Below are 19,442 nucleotides of genomic sequence, written 5' to 3'. Positions count from 1 at the left end.
CGGGGTTCTGGGCATCGATGCGGGTCGGCTCAGCCGGCCTCGTTGCTGTTGCCGCTGCCGATGAAGATGTCGAGCACGTTCACCACGGCGATCAGGCCGATGCAGGCGGTCACGGCAGCCACCGCCCAGATCAGGATGTCGTCGCCCCAGGTGCCCATGAGCGAATCGAACAGTGCCGAGATTTCCATGATGTTTTTCCCTCCGAGAGAAGCGGGGCCGCAAGCCGGCAAATCCGCAAAGAGGAAGCTTAGGTGGGGCCCGGTGCGCGGGCCGTAGTGGCCGCCCCTCCCCGTCTGTGGGAGAAGGTGGGCGTCACCGGTAGGAGGGCGCCGACAGGCGCGAGCCTCAGACGGTCGGGTCGAGCACGCGCTCGCTGGGCCGCGCGAAGTAGAACCACTCGGCGCCCGGCAGCGCCATCGCGTTCGGGAACACGATGAAGCCGTCGTCGGGCGCGCTGACCAGCGTGCCGTCGTGCCGCATGCCCACGGGTTCGCCGCGCTGCACGGGGTCGAAGGTGGCCCAGTCGCGCACGAAGCTGTCGTCCTCGTGCAGGCGGTCGGTCACGCTGGCCAGGCGCAGCAGCTGGGGCGGCTGCGGGGGCGCGGCCGACAGGCCCGGCGGCAGCGCCGCCATGCCCAGCAGCGCGAGCGTGCGGCGGATGGCCGCCCACGCCACCTGCGGCGCCTGCGGGTCCTGGTGCTGACCGCATTCGAGGGTGACGCCATAGCCGCCGCAGCTGCGGATGTACTCGTTGGTGCCGCGGCCGAAGTCGATGGCGGCCTCGTCGACCGCCGCGCCGCGCTGCGCGAGGCCGGCGGCGTAGATGTCGAGCCAGCCCTCGACGACGATGGGCGTGCCGATGTGCAGCGCGAGCCGGCCTTCTTCCTGCGCGCGCGCAAAGGGTTCGAGGCTGCCGCTGTTGTCGCGCGGTCCGATCATGGCGAAGGCCTCGCCCTCGCTCTGGAAGGAATGCAGGTCGAGCAGCACGTCGTGGCGCGCGATGACGGGGGCCAGCCGGTTGGTGATGCGGGCCTCGTAGTCGGCCGGCGTCTCGCTCGGCCGGAACAGGCGGTTGAGGTTGCGCTGGCCCTCGCGCTGCAGGCGCCGCCGTGCGAGCGGGTTGGCCACGGGCACGAGCGTGAGTTCGCCGCGCAGCAGGCGCAAGTCGCCGGCATCGAGCTCGGCCAGCACGCGCGCGATGCCCTCGGTGCCGCAGGTCTCGTCGCCATGCACCCCGCCGATCACGAGCAGGCGCGGGCCGGGGTTCAGCGACGCGAATGCGTGAAGGCGCAGGCTGTCGGTGGCGGTCGCGGCGTCGTCGAAAAGCGGGGTGGACATGCGGGCGATTATGCGGAGGCGACTGTGACCACGCAAAAGACAAGACCCTGTGGCTTGGCGGACGCGCAGCGCGAACCTACAGCCGCGCCCTGGCCTGTCCTACCGCCCCGTGGCGGGGCGCCGCGCAAGCTGGCGCCAGACCCGAACTTTGAAGGAGCACACGATGGCCCAGCAGCCGCGCAAGGACAAGAAGGACACCACCCGCGTCGCACAGGACGGCGAATCGGCGCCGCGCCTGCCGCACGAGCGCGACCAGTCATCGGACAGCCAGGTGATGCAGGACGGCCAGCCGCCCGAGAAGGGCCGGCGCGGCTACGAGGACGTGGAACGCGGCGTCGTCGACACCGACCGCGGGCTCACGCCCGAGCGCACGCCCGACGGCAAGGTCAGGCCTTGACGGTGGCCAGCTGCTGGCGCATGTCGCCGATCACCGCGCCGTAGTCCTTGGCGTTGAAGATCGCGCTGCCCGCCACGAAGGTGTCGGCGCCGGCCGAGGCCACGCGGGCGATGTTGTCGGCCTTGATGCCGCCGTCCACTTCGAGGCGGATGTCGCGCCCGCTCTGCTCGATGCGCTTGCGCGCCTGCTCGATCTTGCGCAGCGCCGAGTCGATGAAGCTCTGGCCGCCGAAGCCGGGGTTGACGCTCATGATGAGGATCAGGTCGATGTCGTCGATGGCCCAGTCCAGCGCCTCGAGGCCGGCGCCCGGGTTGAACACCAGGCCGGGCTTGCAGCCGGCGGCCTTGATGGCCTGGATGCTGCGGTGCACATGGGTCGATGCGTCGGGGTGGAAGCTGATGTAGTCAGCGCCCGCTTGCGCAAAAGACGCGGCCAGCGCGTCGACCGGCTGGATCATCAGGTGCACGTCGATGGGCACGGGCGTGCCGTCGGCGGTCTTGGCGTAGGGCTTGAGGGCCTGGCAGATCATGGGGCCGAAGGTCAGGTTCGGCACGTAATGGTTGTCCATCACGTCGAAGTGGATCCAGTCGGCGCCGGCCGCGATCACGTCGGTCAGTTCCTGGCCGAGGTGCGCGAAGTCGGCGGAAAGAATGGAGGGCGCAATGCGGAACGGGGTGCTGCTCATAACCCCGGATTCTCGCAGCCGACGGAAGTCCGAGGAAAGGCCTCCGTTACCATGCGCCCCATGTCACACAGCCCCTTCAGCGTACAGGTCGAACCGCGTTACCTGGCCGACCAGTCCTCGCCCAAGGACAACGTCTACACCTTCTCCTACACGATCACCGTCACCAATGTGGGCACGGTGGGCGCGCAATTGATCGCGCGCCACTGGCTCATCAACGACGCCTCGGGCCATCCGCAGGAGGTCAAGGGCCTCGGCGTGATCGGCCAGCAGCCGCTGCTGGCGCCCGGCGAGTCGTTCCGCTACACCAGCGGCTGCCGCCTGCAGGCGCCCAGCGGCACGATGCACGGCAGCTTCTTCGTGGTGACCGAAGAAGGCGAGCGTTTCGACGTGCCGGTGCCCATGTTCGTGCTCGAAGCGGATATCGGCGGCGCCCCCGTCTCGCGCGTGCTGCACTGAGCGCGCCGCGCTCGTTCTTTTTCTTTTCTCCCCGCTCCCCATGGCTGCCGCATCGCGCGATCTGCAGGGGCTGCTTGCCGGCCTCGACCCCACGGCCGATGTGGCGCAGCGCCACATCTGGCTCATCAACCTCTTCGACTGGCTGCGCGGCGACCGCGCCTCGCCGCAGGCCGCCATCGGCCGCGTGCAGCTGCTGCTCGACGCCGTCGAGGCACGGCCCGAGCTGTGCGAGCGGCTGCGCGCCTGGTGGCGCGCGTTCACGCAGTCGGTCGACCTCACGGCGCTGCTGGCCGACTACGGCTTCGCGCCGCGCACCGCCTTCCTGAGCGAGTTCGGCGAGCGCATGCGCCGCAAGATCCTGCCGGGCACGCCCGAGACCACCGACGCCTCGGACCTGTTCCGGCTGGTGCTGCCCGGCGTGTTCGACGCCGGCTGGATCGCGCTGCTCGACGACACCCAGCTCGCGCGCATCGGCGCGCTGCTGGCCGACGCCGCGCCCATGCCCGACGGCTCCGCGCGCTGGCGCCACACGGTGATGGACGCCGTCACCTACTGCTGCAGCCAGGTGGTGGCCACGGGCTTTTCGCCCGAGCTGCGGCTGCGCATCAGCCCCGAAGCGGGCGAGGCGCGCCCTTTCCACGCCCTCATGGCCGACCTGGACGCGCTGCGCGAGCAGATGTTCGCCCTGCCGCGCGACGAAGAATCCCTGCAGGCCGCCTTCGTGGCCTTCCGCGACCGGCTCGATGCCTGCCGCTCCAGCGCCTCGTCGGTCTACACGCACCTGGAAGACAACGGCATCTCGGTCGGCCTGGTGTTCCGGCTGCGCCAGCTGCGCGAGCGCGTGCTGCGCATCCGCGAGCTGCTCGACTGCCTGATGTCGCCCGTGCCGGGGCCGAGCATGGCGCGGCTGGTCGGCAAGCTGGTGCTGGCGGGCGGCGAGCGCAACAGCATCCGCGCGCTGATCGCCTCCAACTCGTCGATGCTCGCGGCCAAGGTGACCGAGCGCAGCGCCGAGACGGGCGAGCACTACATCACCCGCGACCGCCGCAGCTACCTGCAGATGGTGAAGAAGGCTGCCGGCGGCGGCGCCTTCACGGCGCTGACGGTGCTGGCCAAGTTCGGCATCTACGCGCTGGCCCTGTCGGCCTTCTGGAGCGGGCTGACCGCGGGCCTCATGTATGCGGCCAGCTTCGTGGCGATCCAGCTGCTGCACCTCACGCTGGCCACCAAGCAGCCGGCCATGACCGCGCCCGCCATGGCGGCGCGGCTGCGCGACATCAAGTCGGACGACGCCGTGGACCAGTTCGTCGACGAGGTGGCCAACCTCGTGCGCTCGCAGGTGGCGGCCGTGCTGGGCAACGTGCTCCTGGTGGTGCCGGCGGTGGGACTGCTGGTGTGGGGCTGGCAGGCCGCGCTGGGCCGGCCGCTGCTGGACGCGGCGCATGCGGCCTCCACGCTGCATTCGCTGTCGCTGCTGGGACCGACCGTGCTTTTCGCGGCAATCACCGGCATCCTGCTGTTTTCGTCCAGCATCATCGCCGGATGGACAGAAAACGCCTTTGTCCTGCATCGCCTGGACTCCGCCATGCGTTACAACCCTCGCATCGGCGCCTTTCTCGGTGCCGCCCGGGCCCGTCGCTGGGCCGCCTTCATGCGCACACACATCTCAGGCTTCGCCTCCAACATCTCGCTGGGACTCATGCTCGGACTGCTGCCCGCGTTCGCGGGCTTCTTCGGGCTCGGGCTGGATGTGCGCCATGTCACGCTGTCGGCCGGCCAGATCGCGGCCGCGGCGGCATCCATCGGCCTGCCGGCACTGCACCAGCCGGCCCTGTGGTGGGCGGTTGCGGCGATCCCGGTGATCGGCGCGCTCAATGTGAGCGTGAGTTTCTACTTCGCTTTCCGGCTGGCGCTGCGCGCGCACAGCGTGAGCCTCGGTGACCGCGCCCGCATCCGCAGCGCGATCTGGGCCCGCTGGCGCAGCCGGCCGGTGAGCTTCTTCCTGCCTACATGAACCTGACCGCACTCCTCGCCGAACTCCAGGGCTTCTGGGCCGAATGGGCGCGCCCCTCGGCCGGCCTGCCCACCGTGCTCTGGGCCCTGCTGGTGGCCGCCGCCGCGGCCTCCGGCCACCTGGTGCAGCGCTACCTGGGAATGCCGAAGGTCATCGGCTATTCGGTGGTGGGCGCGGTGGTGGGCTTTGCCGGTTTCGAGGGCGCGATCTGGCCGCTGCGCGGCATTAGCCTGTTCCTGCTGGAGCTGGGCGCGGCCGTGGTGCTGTTCGAGGCGGGCGGGCGGCTGCCGCTGCGCTGGTTCCGCCACAACCCGATGGTGCTGGTGCAGAGCCTGCTGGAGGCGGGGCTGACCTACTTCGGCGTGTACTGGATATTGATTCTTCTGGGCCTGCCCGAGCCGGTGGCCAACCCCATCGCGTTGATGGCGATCGTCGCCTCGCCCGCCGTGCTCAGCCGCGTGATCATGGACACCCGCGCCGCCGGCCCGGTGACCGAGCGCGCCATGACGCTGGCCACGCTCAACACCTTCTACGCCCTCACGCTGGGCTACGCGCAGGCCGGCCTGATCGAGCGCGCGCCGCAGTCGCTGATGCTCAAGCTCTACCCGGTGGCGGTGGTGCTGGGCATGTCGTTCGTGGTCGGCGCGATCATGGCGCTGGCGCTGCGCTCGGCGCTGCGCGTGATGAGCCCGAACAGCGAGAACACCTCGATCCTGCTGCTGGCGATCATCGCGGCGGGCGCGGCGCTCACGGCCCACATCGGCGGCTCGGCGCCGCTGGCGGCGCTGATCGGCGGCGTGCTGCTCAAGACGCTCAACCCCAAGCCCTGGGCCTGGCAGCGCCAGCTCGGCACCGCCTCGTCGCTGCTGACCATGCTGATGTTCGTGCTGGTGTCGATGGTGGCGGCCCAGGCCGACTGGACCCTGCCCGTGGCCAGCGTGGTGCTGGCCGTGATCGGCGTGCGCCTGGTCACCAAGATCTCGGGCGTGGCCATTGCCAACCCGGGCAGCGGCGCCAGCTGGAAGCAGGCGTTCTGGGTCGGCTGCGCGATGACGCCGCTGTCGTCCATCGCCCTGCTGATCGCCTCCAATTTCGCCTCGGCCTCGCCGCTCCTGGGCACCATGATCACGCAGGTCGCCCTGCCCTCGATCCTGCTGATGGAAGTGATGGGCGCCGTGCTCGCCACCGTGGCGATCCACGCCGTGGGCGAGAGTTCGGTCCCCTGGACGCCACAGGCCTTCAGCACCACGGAAGACACGCAGCGATGAGCAGCAACAGCAACCCCACCTCCGTCCTCCCGATCGACCCGGACAGCGACGACGTCCGCTCTGCGCCGCTGCCCGCCGATCCGGCGAGCCGCGCCGTCAAGCTCGAGCCCTTCAACAAGTCCGAAGCGCTGTCGCTGGGCGTGGAGCTCGAGCTGCAGCTCGTGAACACGCACGACTACGACCTCGCGCCGTACGCCGAGGACATGCTGCGCCTGATGGCGCAGACGCCGCTGCCCGGCAGCGTGGTGCCCGAGATGACCTCGAGCATGATCGAGATCTCGACCGACATCTGCCACTCGGCGCAGGACGTGATCACGCAGCTGTCGCCGATCCGCGAGGCGCTGATCAAGAACGCCGACAAGCTCAACATCGCCGTGGTCGGCGGCGGCACGCATGCGTTCCAGCAATGGCACGAGCGGCGCATCTACGACAAGCCGCGCTTTCGCGAGCTGTCAGAGCTGTACGGCTACCTGAGCAAGCAGTTCACCATCTTCGGCCAGCACGTGCACATCGGCTGCCCCGATGCCGACTCGGCGCTGCTCATGCTGCACCGCATGTCGCGCTACATCCCGCACTTCATTGCGCTGTCGGCCTCGTCGCCTTTCGTGCAGGGGCAGGACACGCAGTTCGACTCGGCGCGGCTCAATTCCGTGTTCGCGTTCCCGCTCTCGGGCCGTGCGCCCTTCACCACGAGCTGGAAGGAATTCGAGGCCTACTTCGAGCGCATGACCCGCACCGGCGTCGTGCGCAGCATGAAGGACTTTTATTGGGACATCCGCCCCAAGCCCGAGTTCGGCACCATCGAGATCCGCGTGTTCGACACGCCGCTCACCATCGAGCGCGCCGCCGCGCTCGCGGGCTACGTGCAGTCGCTGGCCGCGTGGTTCCTGCAGGAGCAGCCTTTCGAGCCGAGCGAGGACGACTACCTCGTCTACACCTACAACCGCTTCCAGGCCTGCCGCTTCGGCCTGGACGCCGTGTACGTCGACCCGGCCAGCGGCCAGCACATGCCGCTGCGCGACCACATCCTGATGACCATGACCCAGCTCGAATGGCACAGCGAGGCGCTCAACGCCACGCAGGCGCTGGGCGAGCTGCGCACCAGCGTCGAGGCCAACCGCAACGACGCGCGCTGGCTGCGCGAGAAGCAGGGCAAGGAACGGCTGCTGGCCGAGGTCGTGCGCCAGGCCTCGCTGCGCTTTCGCGGCGCAGCCTGAGTTCGCGGGTCAGGCCGCCACGGCCTCCTGCGAGAACTGCCGGCGGTACACCGTCGGCGACACCTTGAACGCCGTGGCGAAGTGCTTGCGCAGCAGCACCGCCGAGCCGAAACCCGCATCGGCCGCCACGCGCTCCACCGAGCGGTCGGTCGTTTCGAGCAGCCGCTGCGCCAGCGCCAGGCGCTGGTTCTGCAGCCACTGGCCGACCGTCGTGCCCGTCGATTCGCGAAAGCGCCGCGTGAAGGTGCGCCGGCTCATGAGCGCGCGGCGGGCCAGGTCGTCGAGTTCGTGCGGCACCTGCAGATGCCGCCCCAGCCATTCGAGCAGCGGCGTGAGCCGGTCGCGCTCGGCCGCGGCCGGCACGGGCTGCTGGATGTACTGCGCCTGCCCGCCCTGCCGGTGCGGCGCGACGACCATGCGCCGCGCGGCGCGGTTCGCGGTGTCGGCGCCGTAGCGCACGCGCAGCAGGTGCAGGCAGCAGTCGATGCCCGCGGCCGTGCCCGCCGAGGTGAGCACGTTGCCGTCGTCCACGTACAGCACCTCGGGCTGCAGCACGACCTGCGGGTACTGCTTGGCGAAGGCTGCGGCCAGGTGCCAGTGCGTGGTCGCGGGCCGGCCGTCGAGCAGGCCGGCCTCGGCCAGAACGAAAGCACCCAGGCACAGCCCGACCACGGTGGCGCCGCGCCGGTGCGCCGCCTGCAGCGCGCGGATGAGCGCGGGCGGCGCGGGCCGGCCGTCGTCGCGCCAGGACGGCACCACCACGATCTGCGCGCGGCGGATCGCCTCCAGGCCGTGCGGCACGACGAGCGTGAAGCCCGCGTTGGTGGCCAGCGGGCCGGGCTCGGGTGCGCAGACCTGCACGCGAAAACGCGGCGCGCCGGTGTCGGTGCGGTCTTCGCCGAACACCATGCAGGGCACGGAGAGGTGGAAGGGGCTGATGCCGTCGAAGGCCACGACAGCGATGGTTTCAACGGCAGAGGAGCGCATGGCCCGATCTTATCGATGAATGGCTTTCGGGCCACTGTCGCAAAACCCGCGGTGCGCGAAGAATCGAGCCATTCCAGACACACACAACCACCGAAGGAGATACCCATGAGCCAATCCGCACCGCGCCGCGCCCTCGTCGTCATCGACGTGCAGAACGAATACTTCGAAGGCGGCGGCCTGCCCATCGAATACCCGCCGGTCGAAAGCTCGCTGCCGAAGATCGCGCAGGCCATGGACGCGGCGCGCGCGGCCGGCGTGCCGGTGGTGGTGGTGCAGCACCACGCGCCGAAGGGCGCGCCGGTCTTCCAAGCCGACAACTTCTACGGCCAGCTGCACCCCGAGATTGCGAAGCGCCCGCGTGACCACCTGGTCACCAAGGCCTTCCCGAGCGTCTTCACCGGCACCGACTTCGCCGACTGGCTCGCGCGCCACGAGATCGACACGCTGAGCGTGACCGGCTACATGACGCAGAACTGCGACGCCTCCACCGTGTTCGAAGCCATGCACCGCGGGCTGAACGTGGAGTTCCTGTCGGACGCGACCGGCGCGCTGCCTTACCAGAACGCGGCCGGCCGCGTGAGCGCCGAGGAAATCCACCGAGTCTTCAGCGTCGTGTTCCACAGCAACTTCGCCGCCGTGGCGACGACCGATGCGTGGATTGCTGCGCTGAAGAGCGGCGCGGCGATCGAGAAGGACAACGTGGTCATGTCCAACCGCCGCGCGCGCGGCGTCTGACCTTCTCGCTCAGGCCAGGTTCAGCGGCTGCAGCACGGGCTGCCAGCGCTGCACCGCGATCTTCTTGAAGCCGCGGCCGTTGGGGTGCAGCTCGTTGGCCCAGTCGGTGGGGCCCAGCGTGCCCCGGCTGTCCACCACGTGCAGGTGCTGCGGGTCGCCCGCGGCGATGTTCTGCAGCATGCCGTGGAAGCCGTCGATGAGGTGGTCGACGCAGGGCTTGAACAGCTCGGGTGCCACGCCCGCGTCGACCAGCGCCGGGCGCAGCCAGCCTTCGCGCCCGAACAGCGCCTTGCCGGTGGGCGGCGCGTAGTCGTAGCTGTGCATGACGATGTGGCAGTCGACGCTGGTGCGGGTGTAGATGAGGCCGATGAGCGCGCGGTACTGCTCGTCCATGTCGACGAGGAACTGGTCGAAGCCGCCCTTGCCGTTGCGAAAGCACTGCGCGGCCTGGGTCTCACCCGTGCAATCGGACTTGAGCAGCGGGCGCAGGTCGTTGAAGCCCGCGAAGTCGTTGCCGCCGCCGCTGATGAACACCGCCGACAGCGTCGGCCCGTACAGGCGCAGCGACTCGCGCACGGCGTTGCGGTACTTGCCTTCGACGTAGTCCTGGGCTTCCGCGCCGTTCATTCCCTTGGCCAGGATCACGTGGCCGCGCGCGCCGACCACGTCGCCCAGGAAGTTCAGCAGGCTGCCGCCCGGGAGCGGATACCAGAACCACGAATCGCCGAAGGCGAGGATGGTCGCGGTGCCGTGCGGGCCCATCTGCATCTTGGTCTCGTCCCAGTAGACAGCCATGGCGAACTCCTCGTGTAGAGGGCGCCATGGTTCTCGCAACCGCCGCGCGGCGCCATCCCCCGTTCGCAGTAGAACCTGCTGCTCAGTCCCGCAGCGACTGCACCAGCAGCACCAGTTCCGCCTGCCGGTGGCAGTCGGTCTTGCGCATCACGTTGCGCAGGTGGCTGCGCGCCGTGTGTTCGGAGCAGTGCTGCGCGGCGGCGAAGTCCTTCACGGTCTTGCCGCTCGTCAGGAGCAGCGCGAGCCGCGCCTCGGTCGGGCTCAGGCCGAGCAGGCTCTCCAGCTGCCGCGGCTCCACGGGCGCCGCCTCGGCCGGATGGGCGAAGACCACGAGCGCCCGATGGCGCTGGCGCAGCACGGCCAGCGGGTGCGAGGGCTTGAGCGGCAGCACCGTGACGCGGACCACGCTGCCGGCCACGGGCAGGTGCAGCACGCCGGCCCGCGCGCCACCGGCCGGGGCGCAGGCCTCGCGCACCCGCTGCTCGAAGGCTGACTGCAGCGCGGACGACGCGAGCCGCAATCGCCCCTGCGCGCTGTCGAACAGGCCGCCGCGGCCCGCGCACGCCGCCGCGCGCGCGTTCAGGTGGTCGATGCGGCAGGCCTCGTCGACCACGGCGATGCCCTGCGGCAGCGCGTCGAGCGCCGACAGCCCGGTGGCCGCATGCTCGCCCAGCTGCATCATGCGGGCGCGCAGTTCGCTGGCGCGCACCAGGTGCGGCGACAGGCGCCGGCAGAAGGCCTCGCTCTCAGGACCGTAGGGCGCTTCGGCCCGGGGGCGGATGAAGCCGAGCACTTCGCGCGTGTCGTCGTCGGCGCGCAACCCCATCGCCAGCGTGTGGCGCAGGCCGAGCGGCGCCAGCCAGTCGACATAGATCGGGCTGCGCGACAGCGTGCGCGCGCCGAAGTAGACGTGGTCGGTCACCGGCGTGCCCAGCGGGGCGTTCACCGGCATCTGCATGCGGATGTCGTCGCGCGCCAGGTGCTGCTCGTACTCGCGCACCTTGTCGGGCGGGCTCTCCAGGTTGGCGAGCCCCGCGCCCACCACCGAGCAGTCGGCGCGGCGCACCGTGAGCGTGTGAAAGCACGCGGCGCCGAGCACCTCGCGCATGGCATCGAGCGCGTCGTACCAGTCGCCGGGACAGGTGATCCCGTCGTACAGCAAGGCAACGATCCGGTCGGTGTCTGCGTCGGCGGACACGCCTCCCTGCACGATGGCTGTCATGGCGGCCTCCTCCTGTTCGGACTTTCGGTGTATCCGCTTGCATGACGGTATTACAAAATGCTTCCAGTGTCAGCCCCCCCTTTCCCGTGGGCGCCGCGGCGGGCGGCCCCGCGCCAGGTCGTTATGCTCTCGCACCCATGGGTGAATTCGACCTGATCACACGCTATTTCAAACGTCCCGCCACGCGCTCGCCGCTGGGCGTGGGCGACGACTGCGCCTTGCTCGCGCCGGCCGCGGGCATGCAGCTCGCCGTGTCCTCCGACATGCTGGTGGAGGGGCGGCACTTTCTCTCGACCGTGGAGCCGGCCCGGCTCGGCCACAAGGCGCTGGCCGTGAACCTCAGCGACCTGGCCGCCTGCGGCGCGAAGCCGCTGGCCTTCACGCTGGCGCTGGCGCTGCCCGGCGTGGACGAGCCCTGGCTCGAAGGTTTTTCGCGCGGCCTGTTCGCGCTGGCCGACGCCCACGGCTGCGAGCTGGTGGGCGGCGACACCACGCGCGGCCCGCTCAACATCTGCATCACCGTGTTCGGCGAAGTGCCGGCCGGCGCCGCGCTGCTGCGCTCGGGCGCGCGCGCGGGCGACGACCTGTGGGTGAGCGGCTCGCTCGGCGATGCGCGGCTGGCGCTCGAGGTGTTCCGCGGCACGCTGAGCCTGCCTGCCGACGCCTTCGCACAGGCCCGCGCGCGCATGGAACAGCCCACGCCGCGCGTGGCACTGGGCCAGGCGCTGCGCGGCATCGCCACGTCGGCGGTGGACGTGAGCGACGGCCTCATCGGCGACCTGGGCCACATCCTCGCGGCCAGCGGCGTGGGCGCCACGCTCGATGCCGATGCCACCACCGCGCTGATCGCGGTCGACACGGCCGGCCTGCCCACCGAGGCGCTGCGCACCTGCGCGCTCTCGGGCGGCGACGACTACGAGCTGGTGTTCACTGCGCCGGCCTCGGCGCGCGATGCGGTGGCGCAGGCCGGGCAGGCGAGCGCCACGCGCGTGACGCGCATCGGCCGCATCGAAGCGGACGCGGGGCTGCGCATCGTCGATGCGGGCGGCGCGCCGGTGTCACAGCGCTTCGGCTCGTTCGACCACTTCGTCTGATCAAGACCCGCGCATCAGCGCGCGCATCTTGTCCTGCGCGGTGTTGATCGCCGCCGACTGCTTGCCCATTTGCTGCGCCATCTTGTTGAGTTCGTCCCCCACGGCCGAGTCGGTCACGGTGAGCGTGCCGCCGGAAACCCGAAGCTTCGACTTGTTCTTCTCCATGAAATCGGCGATGGCCAACGCACTGTCGATCACGGCGTCGACCGGAGGGAACACCTCCTTGAACGTGGTGGCGGGCGTGGTCACGGTCTTCTCGTAGGCCTTGGCATAGACCTGCTTCAGGTCGTCGGGCTGCTTGAGTTGCGCGCGTGCCGCATCGGCCTTGGCCAACTGCTGATCGAGCGCGGTGCGAAGGCCGCCCAGGCCCTCCTTGGCGGCCTTGAGATCGTCCCGGCGTGCCGGCAGATCGACGAACGAGCGCAGCGCGCCCTTGTTCATGACCTGCGTCATCGGCTGGCTCACCGACTTGTTCATGCCTTCGTTGAAATCGGTGATCACCGCGTAGTGCTGCGCGTAGTCGCCGAACGAGGCTTTTTCTTCGGCGGTGGGCGTGGGCACGCGCAAGCCGGGCTTGTCGAGCACGCGGGTCTGCAGGTAGGCGATGAAGGCAGTGCGCTGTTCGGCCTCCTTGTTGCCGCAGGCCACGAGCAGCATCGACAGCATTAAGCCGAGTGCAAGACACAGCCATGCGGAAGAGAAACGGGACCGTGTGGTGGTGGTCATGGGGCACCTGCTTTCGCGCAAAGAAAAAGACCGGCCAGCATACGACCGGCCCGCCCCCACGGCTACTGCAGGCTCTGCTTCAGCGCCTCGATGAACGCCCGCGCCGCCGCCGACAGCGAATGGCCGCGCTTGGTGACGATGGAGATGTCGCGCACCACGCGCGGCGCGCTGAGCACCTTCACCACGAGCACCGGGTTCTTCTCGGCGCGCGCGAAGGCCGACGGCATGATCGACGCGCCCATGCCCGCCGCCGTCATCCACAGCGCGGTGGACAGGAAGGACACCTCGTTCACCACGTCGAGCGTCACGCCGGCCTCCGCTGCCGTGCCGTCGATCAGCGGGCGCACGCCGTAGCCGGGGCGCACGGTGATGACCGGGTGGCGGCCCAGGTCCGACCAGCGCACCACGCGTGCCTTGGCCAGCGGGTGGTCAGTGCGGCACACCACGGCGAGGTGGTCGCGCATGAGGCGCTGCACCTCGACCTCGGGGCCGGGCCGCTCGGGCGTGCCGATGCCGAAGTCGACGTGCTCGCCGAGGATGCGCGACAGGAACTGGTCGGGCGCGCAGTCGTTCACCAGCACGCGAACTTTCGGGTGCTGCTCGCCGAAGGCGCGCAGCGCATCGGGCAATAAAAACCCGGCCAGCGTGGGCGTGATGGCCAGCGTCACGCGACCGCGTTCCAGCGTGGCGAGTTCGCGGAAATCGGCCGAGAGCGAATCGACGTCGCGCAGCACGCGCTCGACGGTGGAAATCATCTGTTCGGCTGCGGCCGTGGGCTTGAGCGCACGCGTGGTGCGGTCGAACAGGCGCGTGCCCAGGCCCTCTTCGAGCTGGCGGATCAGCATGCTCACGGCCGACTGCGTGACGAACAGCCGCGTGGCCGCGGCGCCCAGCTTGCGCAGCTGGTAGACCGCGAGGAACGCACGCAGCTGGCGGATCGTAGGACTGAAGTTCGTATTCATCAGAAAATTTGAAAAATCATTCGGAATTTCTTGATTTACGAATGAATGCTGCCATCGTTCAATCTCCGATCAAAGCACCGAATTCAAGGAGAGGCCCGAATGACAGCACCCATCGCCCGCGGCATGCACGCATTTCGTGGGCGACGCAGGCAACTGCTGTGGGCCGTGGCCGGCGCGCTGGTGGCCGGCACCGCCCTGGCACAGGCCCCGGCGGGCGATTTCCCCACCAAGCCGATCCGCATGGTCGTGACCTTCCCGCCCGGCGGCAGCGCCGATGGCGTGGTGCGCATGCTGGTGCCGCGCCTGAACGAGAAGCTGGGCCAGCAGGTGGTGGTCGACAACCGCCCCGGCGCAGGCGGCAACGTGGGGCTGACGCTGGTGGCCAAGGCGCCGGGCGACGGCTACACGCTGGGCGTGGGCGCGGCGGGCGCGCTGGCGGCCAACGTGAGCCTGTACCCGCAGATGCCCTTCGATCCGCAGAAAGACCTCAAGCCGGTGGGCATGCTGGCGGCCATTCCCTTCGTGCTGGTCGGCCATCCGTCGGTGGCCGCGAAGACGCAGCGCGAACTCGTGGCGCTGGCCAAGGCGAAGCCGGGCACGCTGTCGATCGGCCACGGCGGCAACGGCACGGCCATGCACCTGTCGGCGGCGCTGTTCAACCAGATGGCGGGCACGCGGCTGGTGGAGGTGCCCTACCGCGGCTCGGGCCCGGCGGCGCTCGACGTGCTGGGCGGGCAGATTCCGCTCGCGGTGGTCGACCTGCCCTCGTCGCTGCAACAGATCCGCGCCGGCAAGCTGATCGCCTTTGCCGTGACCAGCCCGCAGCGCCTGCCGATGCTGCCCGAGGTGCCGACGGTGGCCGAGGCCGGCCTGCCGGGCTACGACTCGACCGGCTGGTTCGGCGTGGTCGCGCCGGCCGGCACGCCGGCGCCGGTGGTGGCGCGGCTCAATGCCGAACTCAACGCCGCGCTCGGCGACGAGCAGGTGAAGACCGCCATGCGCGCGCTCGGCGTGGAGCCGGCGCCGGGCTCGGTCGAATCCTTCGACAGCTACATCCGCGCCGAGACGAAGAAGTGGGCCCAGGTGATCCAGGACGCCCACATCAAGCTCGACTGAACGACAAGCCGATAGAGACATGACGAAGACCGCCGACACCTCGATGCAAGCCGACGTGCTGATCGTCGGCGCCGGCCCCGTGGGCCTCACGCTGGCGATGGACCTGGCCTCGCGCGGCGTCTCGGTGATCCTGTGCGAGACGCGCCGCTTCGCCGAGCCGCCGAACGTGAAGTGCAACCACGTGGCCTCGCGCACCATGGAGCAGTTCCGCCGCCTGGGCGTGGCGCAGCAGCTGCGCGATGCCGGGCTGCCGGCCGACCACCCGAACGACGTGGTGCTTCGCACCACGGTGACGGGCACCGAGCTCACGCGCATTCCCATTCCGTGCCGGCGCGACCGCTACACCGAGACCGAGGGCCCCGACGCGTGGTGGCCCACGCCGGAGCCGCCGCACCGCATCAACCAGATCTACCTCGAGCCGATTCTGCTGAAGCACACGGCCGCGCTGCCGGGCGTGACGCTGCTCAACCGCACGCGCTTCGAGCGCTTCACACAAGATGCCGACGGCGTGAGCGCCATCGCCACCGACATGGACAGCGGCGCCACGCGCAGCATCCGCTGCCGCTACATGGTCGGCTGCGACGGCGGCAGCTCGCCGGTGCGCAAGCAGATCGGCGCCAAGCTCGAAGGCACGGCCGTGATCCAGCGCGTGCAGTCGACCTTCATCCGCGCGCCGCAGCTGCGCGCGCTGATTCCGGGCAAGCCCGCGTGGTCGTACTACGCGATGAACCCGCGCCGCTGCGGCACGATGTTCGCCATCGACGGCCACGAGACCTGGCTGGTGCACAACCACCTGAACGCCGAAGAGCCCGAGTTCGATTCGGTCGACCGCGACACCTCGATCCGCGAGATCCTGGGCGTGGGCCCCGACTTCCATTACGACATCATCAGCAAGGAAGACTGGATCGGCCGGCGCCTCGTGGCCACGCGCTTTCGCGACGGCCGCGTGTTCCTCGCGGGCGACGCCGCGCACCTGTGGGTGCCCTACGCGGGCTACGGCATGAACGCCGGCATCGCCGACGCGCTCAACCTCTCGTGGCTGCTGGGCGCCTGCGTGCAGGGCTGGGGCGACGAGGCCATCCTCGACGCCTACGAGGCCGAGCGGCTGCCGATCACCGAGCAGGTGTCGCAGTTCGCGATGGACCATGCGCAGAAGATGATCCGCGCGCGCCGCGCCGTGCCGCCCGACATCGAGGCGCCCGGCCCGGCGGGCGACGCGCAGCGCGCCGAAATCGGCCGCGAGGCCTACGCGCTCAACGTGCAGCAGTTCTGCTGCGGCGGGCTCAACTTCGGCTACTTCTACACCGGCTCGCCGATCATCGTGCCCGACGGCGAGCACCGCGCGCCGCCGTATTCGATGGGCGAGTTCACGCCCTCCACCGTGCCCGGCTGCCGCGCGCCGCATTTCTGGCTGGCCGACGGTCGCTCGCTGTACGACGCCTTCGGCCCGGGCTACACGCTGCTGCGCTTCGACCGCAGCGTGGACGTGCGGCCGCTGGAGCGCGCGGCCGCCGCCTACCGCATGCCGCTCACGGTGCTCGACATCGAGACCGCGAGCCTGCCCAAGGCCTATGCGCACCGCCTCGTGATGTGCCGCGCCGACCAGCACATCGCGTGGCGCGGCGCGCACCTGCCGGCCGATGTGTATGACCTCGTCGCCACCTTGCGCGGCGAAACGCGCCGCGAACGTGGACGCCGGCGCGCGCTGGCCTGGGAAGGTGTACTGGCCTAGCGCCGCGCCACCGCGCGCCACGCCAGCCACGCGGCGATGGCAGGCGCCAGCGCGAAGACCGTGAACAACCAGATCGCGGCCGAGCGCGCACCGTCCACGCCGCCGGGCACCGTGAGCCCCGCCGCATTCGCCACCAGCCCGGCCACGGCCGCGCCGACGGCCATGCCGTACAGCTGCACGGTCGTGATCGACGCGGACGCCAAACCTTCTTCACCGTGCGGCGCGAGCGCCATCACGCGCGTCAGCAGGTGCGGCCAGCCGATGCCTACGCCGAAGCCGACCGCGGCCAGCGCCACGGCCACGAGCGAGGTCTCGACATTGGCGTCAAGCGCACCCGGCGTCGGCAGCAACCACGCGAGCGCCAGCAGACCTGCGGTGCAGACCACCGGCCCGGCGCGCAGCATGCGGTCGGCGCCCGCGCCAGTGCGGCCCGACGAGGTCAGCGAGCCGATGCTCCAGCCGCCCGCCATCGCCGCCGTGAGGTAGCCCGCCGCGAGCGGCGAGTGGCCGTGCAGCAGCTGCAGGAAGTAGGGCACGAATATCTCGGTGGTGGTGCCGATCAGCAGCAGCGCCACGCTCGCATAAATGGCGCCCAGCGGCGTGCCAAGCGCATAGGCACCGGTCGGCAGCAGGCGCACGGCGCCGGCGCGGCGGTCGATGCGGGTGGCGGCGAAGCCGATGGCCAGGCCCAGCGCCACGCCCACGGCCTGCCCTGCGAGGCCGGGCCAGAAGCCGCTGGCGGCGATCACCAGCACCGACAGCGCCAGCAGCGCGATCTGCGGCGCCGGCACGCGCGGCATCTGCGCCGGCCGGTCATGCCGGATGCCGGCCGCGGGCCGCAGCTGCACCGTCACCAGCAGGGCCTGCGCCGCCGCCACCGGCAGCAGCGCCCAGAAGGCCCAGCGCCAGTGGCCGGCCTGCGCGAACAGCCCACCCACGGCCGGCCCGCACAGCGTGGCCACGCCCCACATTCCCGACACCAGCGCCACCGCGCGCGGCCACAGCCGCGGTTCGAACACGCGCTGGATCAGCCCGTAGCTCAGCGCCGCCAGCAACCCGCCGCCCAGGCCCTGCACCGTGCGCCCCGTGAGCAGCCACGGCATGGCCGGCGCCAGCGCGCAGCCCACCGAGCCGGCGGTGAACACGGCCAGCGCCGTGAGGCAGGCGCCGCGCGGCCCGCGCGCGGCCAGCAGCCGCACCGAGAGCGTGGCGCCGAGGATCGAGCCGACCACGAACAGGGTCGTGCTCCAGGCGTACCAGTCGAGCCCGCCGATCTCGCGCACCACCGAGGGCAGCACGGTGGTCACGATGTGGACGTTGACCGCGTGCAGCGCGACGCCGCCGGTCAACGCCAGCGCGCGCCAGCCGTTGCGCCCGCTGAACAGCTCGCGCCACGCGGCGGTGGGCGGCGGCGCGCCAACGGCGGCGGCATCGAGGGAAGAAGAGGAGGACGACATGAGAACGAAGGGGAACGCCAAAGGAGCCTGGATACTAGGCGGCGCCCCTCAATTAAACAAGCTATTGCTTTGATAAATAGAAACTTCGGCGCGCAGCCGTCGCACAGGATGCGCGACACTTCGAAACCGATGCACGCCGTTTCTTCTTCCCCTTCTTCCTCGATGGATTCCTCTTCCGCCACCACCGGCGCCCTGCCCCGTCCCCCGATGCGTCGCCCCACCCTGCGTTTCCTGCTCTCGCACCCCGCGCACTTCATCGCGCTGGGCTTCGGCTCGGGGCTGTCGCCCTTCGCGCCGGGCACCGTGGGCACGCTGTGGGCCTGGGCCGCGTTCGTGGTGATGCAGCTGTGGTTCACGCCCGCGACCATCGGCTGGATCATCCTGGCCGGCCTGCCGATCGGCTGGTGGGCCTGCACGGTCGCTGCGCGCAACATGAACGTGTCCGACCCCGGCGCCATCGTGTGGGACGAGGTGGTCGCCTTCTGGCTCGTGCTCTGGCTGGTGACGCCGGCCGGCCTGTGGGCGCAGGTCGTGGCCTTTGCGCTCTTCCGTTATTTCGACGCCGCCAAGCCCGGCCCGGTGGGCTGGGCCGACGCCGCCTTCAAGCCGCACGACCCCGCGCGGGTGCAGTGGTGGCGCGCGGGCTTCGGCATTCTTCTGGACGACCTGGTGGCGGCCTTCTGCACGCTGCTGGTCATTGCGCTGTGGCGCGCATGGTGACCCCGATGCAACCTTCCGCTTCCCCGGCCTTGGCCGAACAGGACGTCCCCGCGCTCGTCGCGACGCTGGCCGAACGGCTGCAGGCCCGGGGCTGGATGATGGCCACCGCCGAAAGCTGCACCGGCGGCCTGATCGCCGGCGCCTGCACCGACCTGGCGGGCTCCAGCGTGTGGTTCGAGCGCGGCTTCGTCACCTACTCGAACGCCGCCAAGACCGAGATGCTGGGCGTGGACGCCGCGCTCATCGAGGCCCACGGCGCCGTGAGCGAGCCCGTGGCGCGCGCGATGGCCGAGGGCGCCATTGCCCGCGGCGCACCGGCGCGTGCATCCGTCGCTGTGACCGGCGTGGCCGGCCCCGCAGGCGGCTCGCCCGACAAGCCGGTGGGCACCGTGTGGTTCGGCTGGTCGGTCGACGGGCAGGTGCGCACCGAGCGCCGGCGCTTCGACGGCGACCGCGCCACGGTGCGCGCGGCCACGGTGCACTACGCGCTGCAGACGCTGGTCCAGCTGCTGGCGCGCTGA

The 19,442-nt window shown here is 70.5% G+C and carries 20 protein-coding genes; 11 read left to right on the top strand and 9 right to left on the bottom strand.

Annotation, left to right across the window (positions count from 1 at the left end):
- Window positions 1-29: 29 nt before the first annotated feature.
- Entirely contained in the window at window positions 30-188 is a 159-nt protein-coding gene (locus tag AC1RAD_RS01945; RefSeq protein ID WP_167394958.1) for a hypothetical protein, read from the bottom strand.
- A gap of 157 nt (window positions 189-345) precedes the next feature.
- Entirely contained in the window at window positions 346-1,338 is a 993-nt protein-coding gene (locus tag AC1RAD_RS01940; RefSeq protein WP_492733626.1) for a succinylglutamate desuccinylase/aspartoacylase family protein, read from the bottom strand.
- Between the two features lie 163 nt (window positions 1,339-1,501).
- Here AC1RAD_RS01940 and AC1RAD_RS01935 point away from each other — a divergent pair, with 163 nt between their 5' ends.
- Entirely contained in the window at window positions 1,502-1,735 is a 234-nt protein-coding gene (locus tag AC1RAD_RS01935; RefSeq protein ID WP_369631050.1) for a hypothetical protein, read from the top strand.
- Here AC1RAD_RS01935 and rpe read toward each other — a convergent pair.
- Entirely contained in the window at window positions 1,725-2,420 is a 696-nt protein-coding gene (rpe, locus tag AC1RAD_RS01930) for a ribulose-phosphate 3-epimerase (protein ID WP_062480999.1), read from the bottom strand. The two genes, AC1RAD_RS01935 and rpe, sit on opposite strands and share 11 nt — an antisense overlap.
- A gap of 60 nt (window positions 2,421-2,480) precedes the next feature.
- Between rpe and apaG the strand changes: the two genes are divergently transcribed.
- Genes apaG through AC1RAD_RS01910 form a run of 4 tightly spaced genes read left to right on the top strand, consistent with a single transcriptional unit; the run spans window position 2,481 to window position 7,375 of the window.
- Window positions 2,481-2,876: a Co2+/Mg2+ efflux protein ApaG gene (gene apaG / locus AC1RAD_RS01925; RefSeq protein ID WP_489062670.1), complete on the top strand. Its 396-nt coding sequence runs from the start codon at window positions 2,481-2,483 to the stop codon at window positions 2,874-2,876.
- Between the two features lie 40 nt (window positions 2,877-2,916).
- Window positions 2,917-4,890, top strand: coding sequence for a site-specific recombinase (locus AC1RAD_RS01920; protein ID WP_492733623.1), 1,974 nt, complete (start codon window positions 2,917-2,919; stop codon window positions 4,888-4,890).
- Window positions 4,887-6,158: a cation:proton antiporter gene (locus tag AC1RAD_RS01915; RefSeq protein ID WP_062480997.1), complete on the top strand. Its 1,272-nt coding sequence runs from the start codon at window positions 4,887-4,889 to the stop codon at window positions 6,156-6,158. The genes AC1RAD_RS01920 and AC1RAD_RS01915 overlap by 4 nt, the downstream gene beginning before the upstream one ends.
- Window positions 6,155-7,375: a YbdK family carboxylate-amine ligase gene (locus tag AC1RAD_RS01910; protein ID WP_062480995.1), complete on the top strand. Its 1,221-nt coding sequence runs from the start codon at window positions 6,155-6,157 to the stop codon at window positions 7,373-7,375. Before AC1RAD_RS01915 ends, AC1RAD_RS01910 begins: the two co-directional genes overlap by 4 nt.
- 9 nt (window positions 7,376-7,384) lie before the next feature.
- Here the strand turns inward: AC1RAD_RS01910 and AC1RAD_RS01905 are convergent, their stop codons facing one another.
- Complete coding sequence (locus AC1RAD_RS01905; protein WP_492733621.1) at window positions 7,385-8,362, bottom strand: GlxA family transcriptional regulator; 978 nt, start codon at window positions 8,360-8,362, stop codon at window positions 7,385-7,387.
- A gap of 105 nt (window positions 8,363-8,467) precedes the next feature.
- Here AC1RAD_RS01905 and AC1RAD_RS01900 point away from each other — a divergent pair, with 105 nt between their 5' ends.
- On the top strand, window positions 8,468-9,097 hold the full coding sequence (locus AC1RAD_RS01900; protein ID WP_492733619.1) for an isochorismatase family protein: 630 nt from the start codon (window positions 8,468-8,470) through the stop codon (window positions 9,095-9,097).
- A 9-nt stretch (window positions 9,098-9,106) separates the two neighbouring features.
- On the opposite strand, the gene AC1RAD_RS01895 is transcribed toward AC1RAD_RS01900, so the two are convergent.
- Window positions 9,107-9,892 (bottom strand): SGNH/GDSL hydrolase family protein, encoded by a 786-nt coding sequence (locus AC1RAD_RS01895; protein WP_062483039.1) that lies wholly within the window; start codon window positions 9,890-9,892, stop codon window positions 9,107-9,109.
- Window positions 9,893-9,974: 82 nt separating this feature from the next.
- Complete coding sequence (locus tag AC1RAD_RS01890; protein WP_492733617.1) at window positions 9,975-11,114, bottom strand: helix-turn-helix transcriptional regulator; 1,140 nt, start codon at window positions 11,112-11,114, stop codon at window positions 9,975-9,977.
- Between the two features lie 137 nt (window positions 11,115-11,251).
- On the opposite strand from AC1RAD_RS01890, the gene thiL reads away from it, so the two are divergent.
- A complete protein-coding gene (gene thiL / locus AC1RAD_RS01885; protein ID WP_492733615.1) occupies window positions 11,252-12,208 on the top strand; it encodes a thiamine-phosphate kinase in 957 nt (318 codons plus the stop codon).
- Here the strand turns inward: thiL and AC1RAD_RS01880 are convergent, their stop codons facing one another.
- Entirely contained in the window at window positions 12,209-12,934 is a 726-nt protein-coding gene (locus AC1RAD_RS01880) for a DUF3053 domain-containing protein (RefSeq protein ID WP_492733613.1), read from the bottom strand.
- 62 nt (window positions 12,935-12,996) lie between these two features.
- Window positions 12,997-13,896, bottom strand: coding sequence for a LysR family transcriptional regulator (locus AC1RAD_RS01875; protein ID WP_095743373.1), 900 nt, complete (start codon window positions 13,894-13,896; stop codon window positions 12,997-12,999).
- A 99-nt stretch (window positions 13,897-13,995) separates the two neighbouring features.
- Here AC1RAD_RS01875 and AC1RAD_RS01870 point away from each other — a divergent pair, with 99 nt between their 5' ends.
- Both AC1RAD_RS01870 and AC1RAD_RS01865 read left to right on the top strand, forming a co-directional pair.
- Window positions 13,996-15,012: a Bug family tripartite tricarboxylate transporter substrate binding protein gene (locus AC1RAD_RS01870; RefSeq protein WP_307587658.1), complete on the top strand. Its 1,017-nt coding sequence runs from the start codon at window positions 13,996-13,998 to the stop codon at window positions 15,010-15,012.
- Between the two features lie 19 nt (window positions 15,013-15,031).
- Window positions 15,032-16,744, top strand: a complete 1,713-nt coding sequence (locus tag AC1RAD_RS01865; protein ID WP_492733610.1) for an FAD-dependent oxidoreductase — start codon at window positions 15,032-15,034, stop codon at window positions 16,742-16,744.
- Here the strand turns inward: AC1RAD_RS01865 and AC1RAD_RS01860 are convergent.
- Complete coding sequence (locus AC1RAD_RS01860; protein WP_492733608.1) at window positions 16,741-18,201, bottom strand: MFS transporter; 1,461 nt, start codon at window positions 18,199-18,201, stop codon at window positions 16,741-16,743. The two genes, AC1RAD_RS01865 and AC1RAD_RS01860, sit on opposite strands and share 4 nt — an antisense overlap.
- Window positions 18,202-18,363: 162 nt before the next feature.
- Between AC1RAD_RS01860 and AC1RAD_RS01855 the strand changes: the two genes are divergently transcribed.
- Both AC1RAD_RS01855 and AC1RAD_RS01850 read left to right on the top strand, forming a co-directional pair.
- Complete coding sequence (locus AC1RAD_RS01855) at window positions 18,364-18,921, top strand: phosphatidylglycerophosphatase A family protein (RefSeq protein WP_235926901.1); 558 nt, start codon at window positions 18,364-18,366, stop codon at window positions 18,919-18,921.
- Complete coding sequence (locus AC1RAD_RS01850; protein ID WP_492733606.1) at window positions 18,915-19,442, top strand: CinA family protein; 528 nt, start codon at window positions 18,915-18,917, stop codon at window positions 19,440-19,442. Before AC1RAD_RS01855 ends, AC1RAD_RS01850 begins: the two co-directional genes overlap by 7 nt.

It is taken from the genome of Variovorax sp. GW823-FHT04B03, from assembly GCF_058796495.1.
This window is presented reverse-complemented; position numbering and strand designations above follow the sequence as displayed.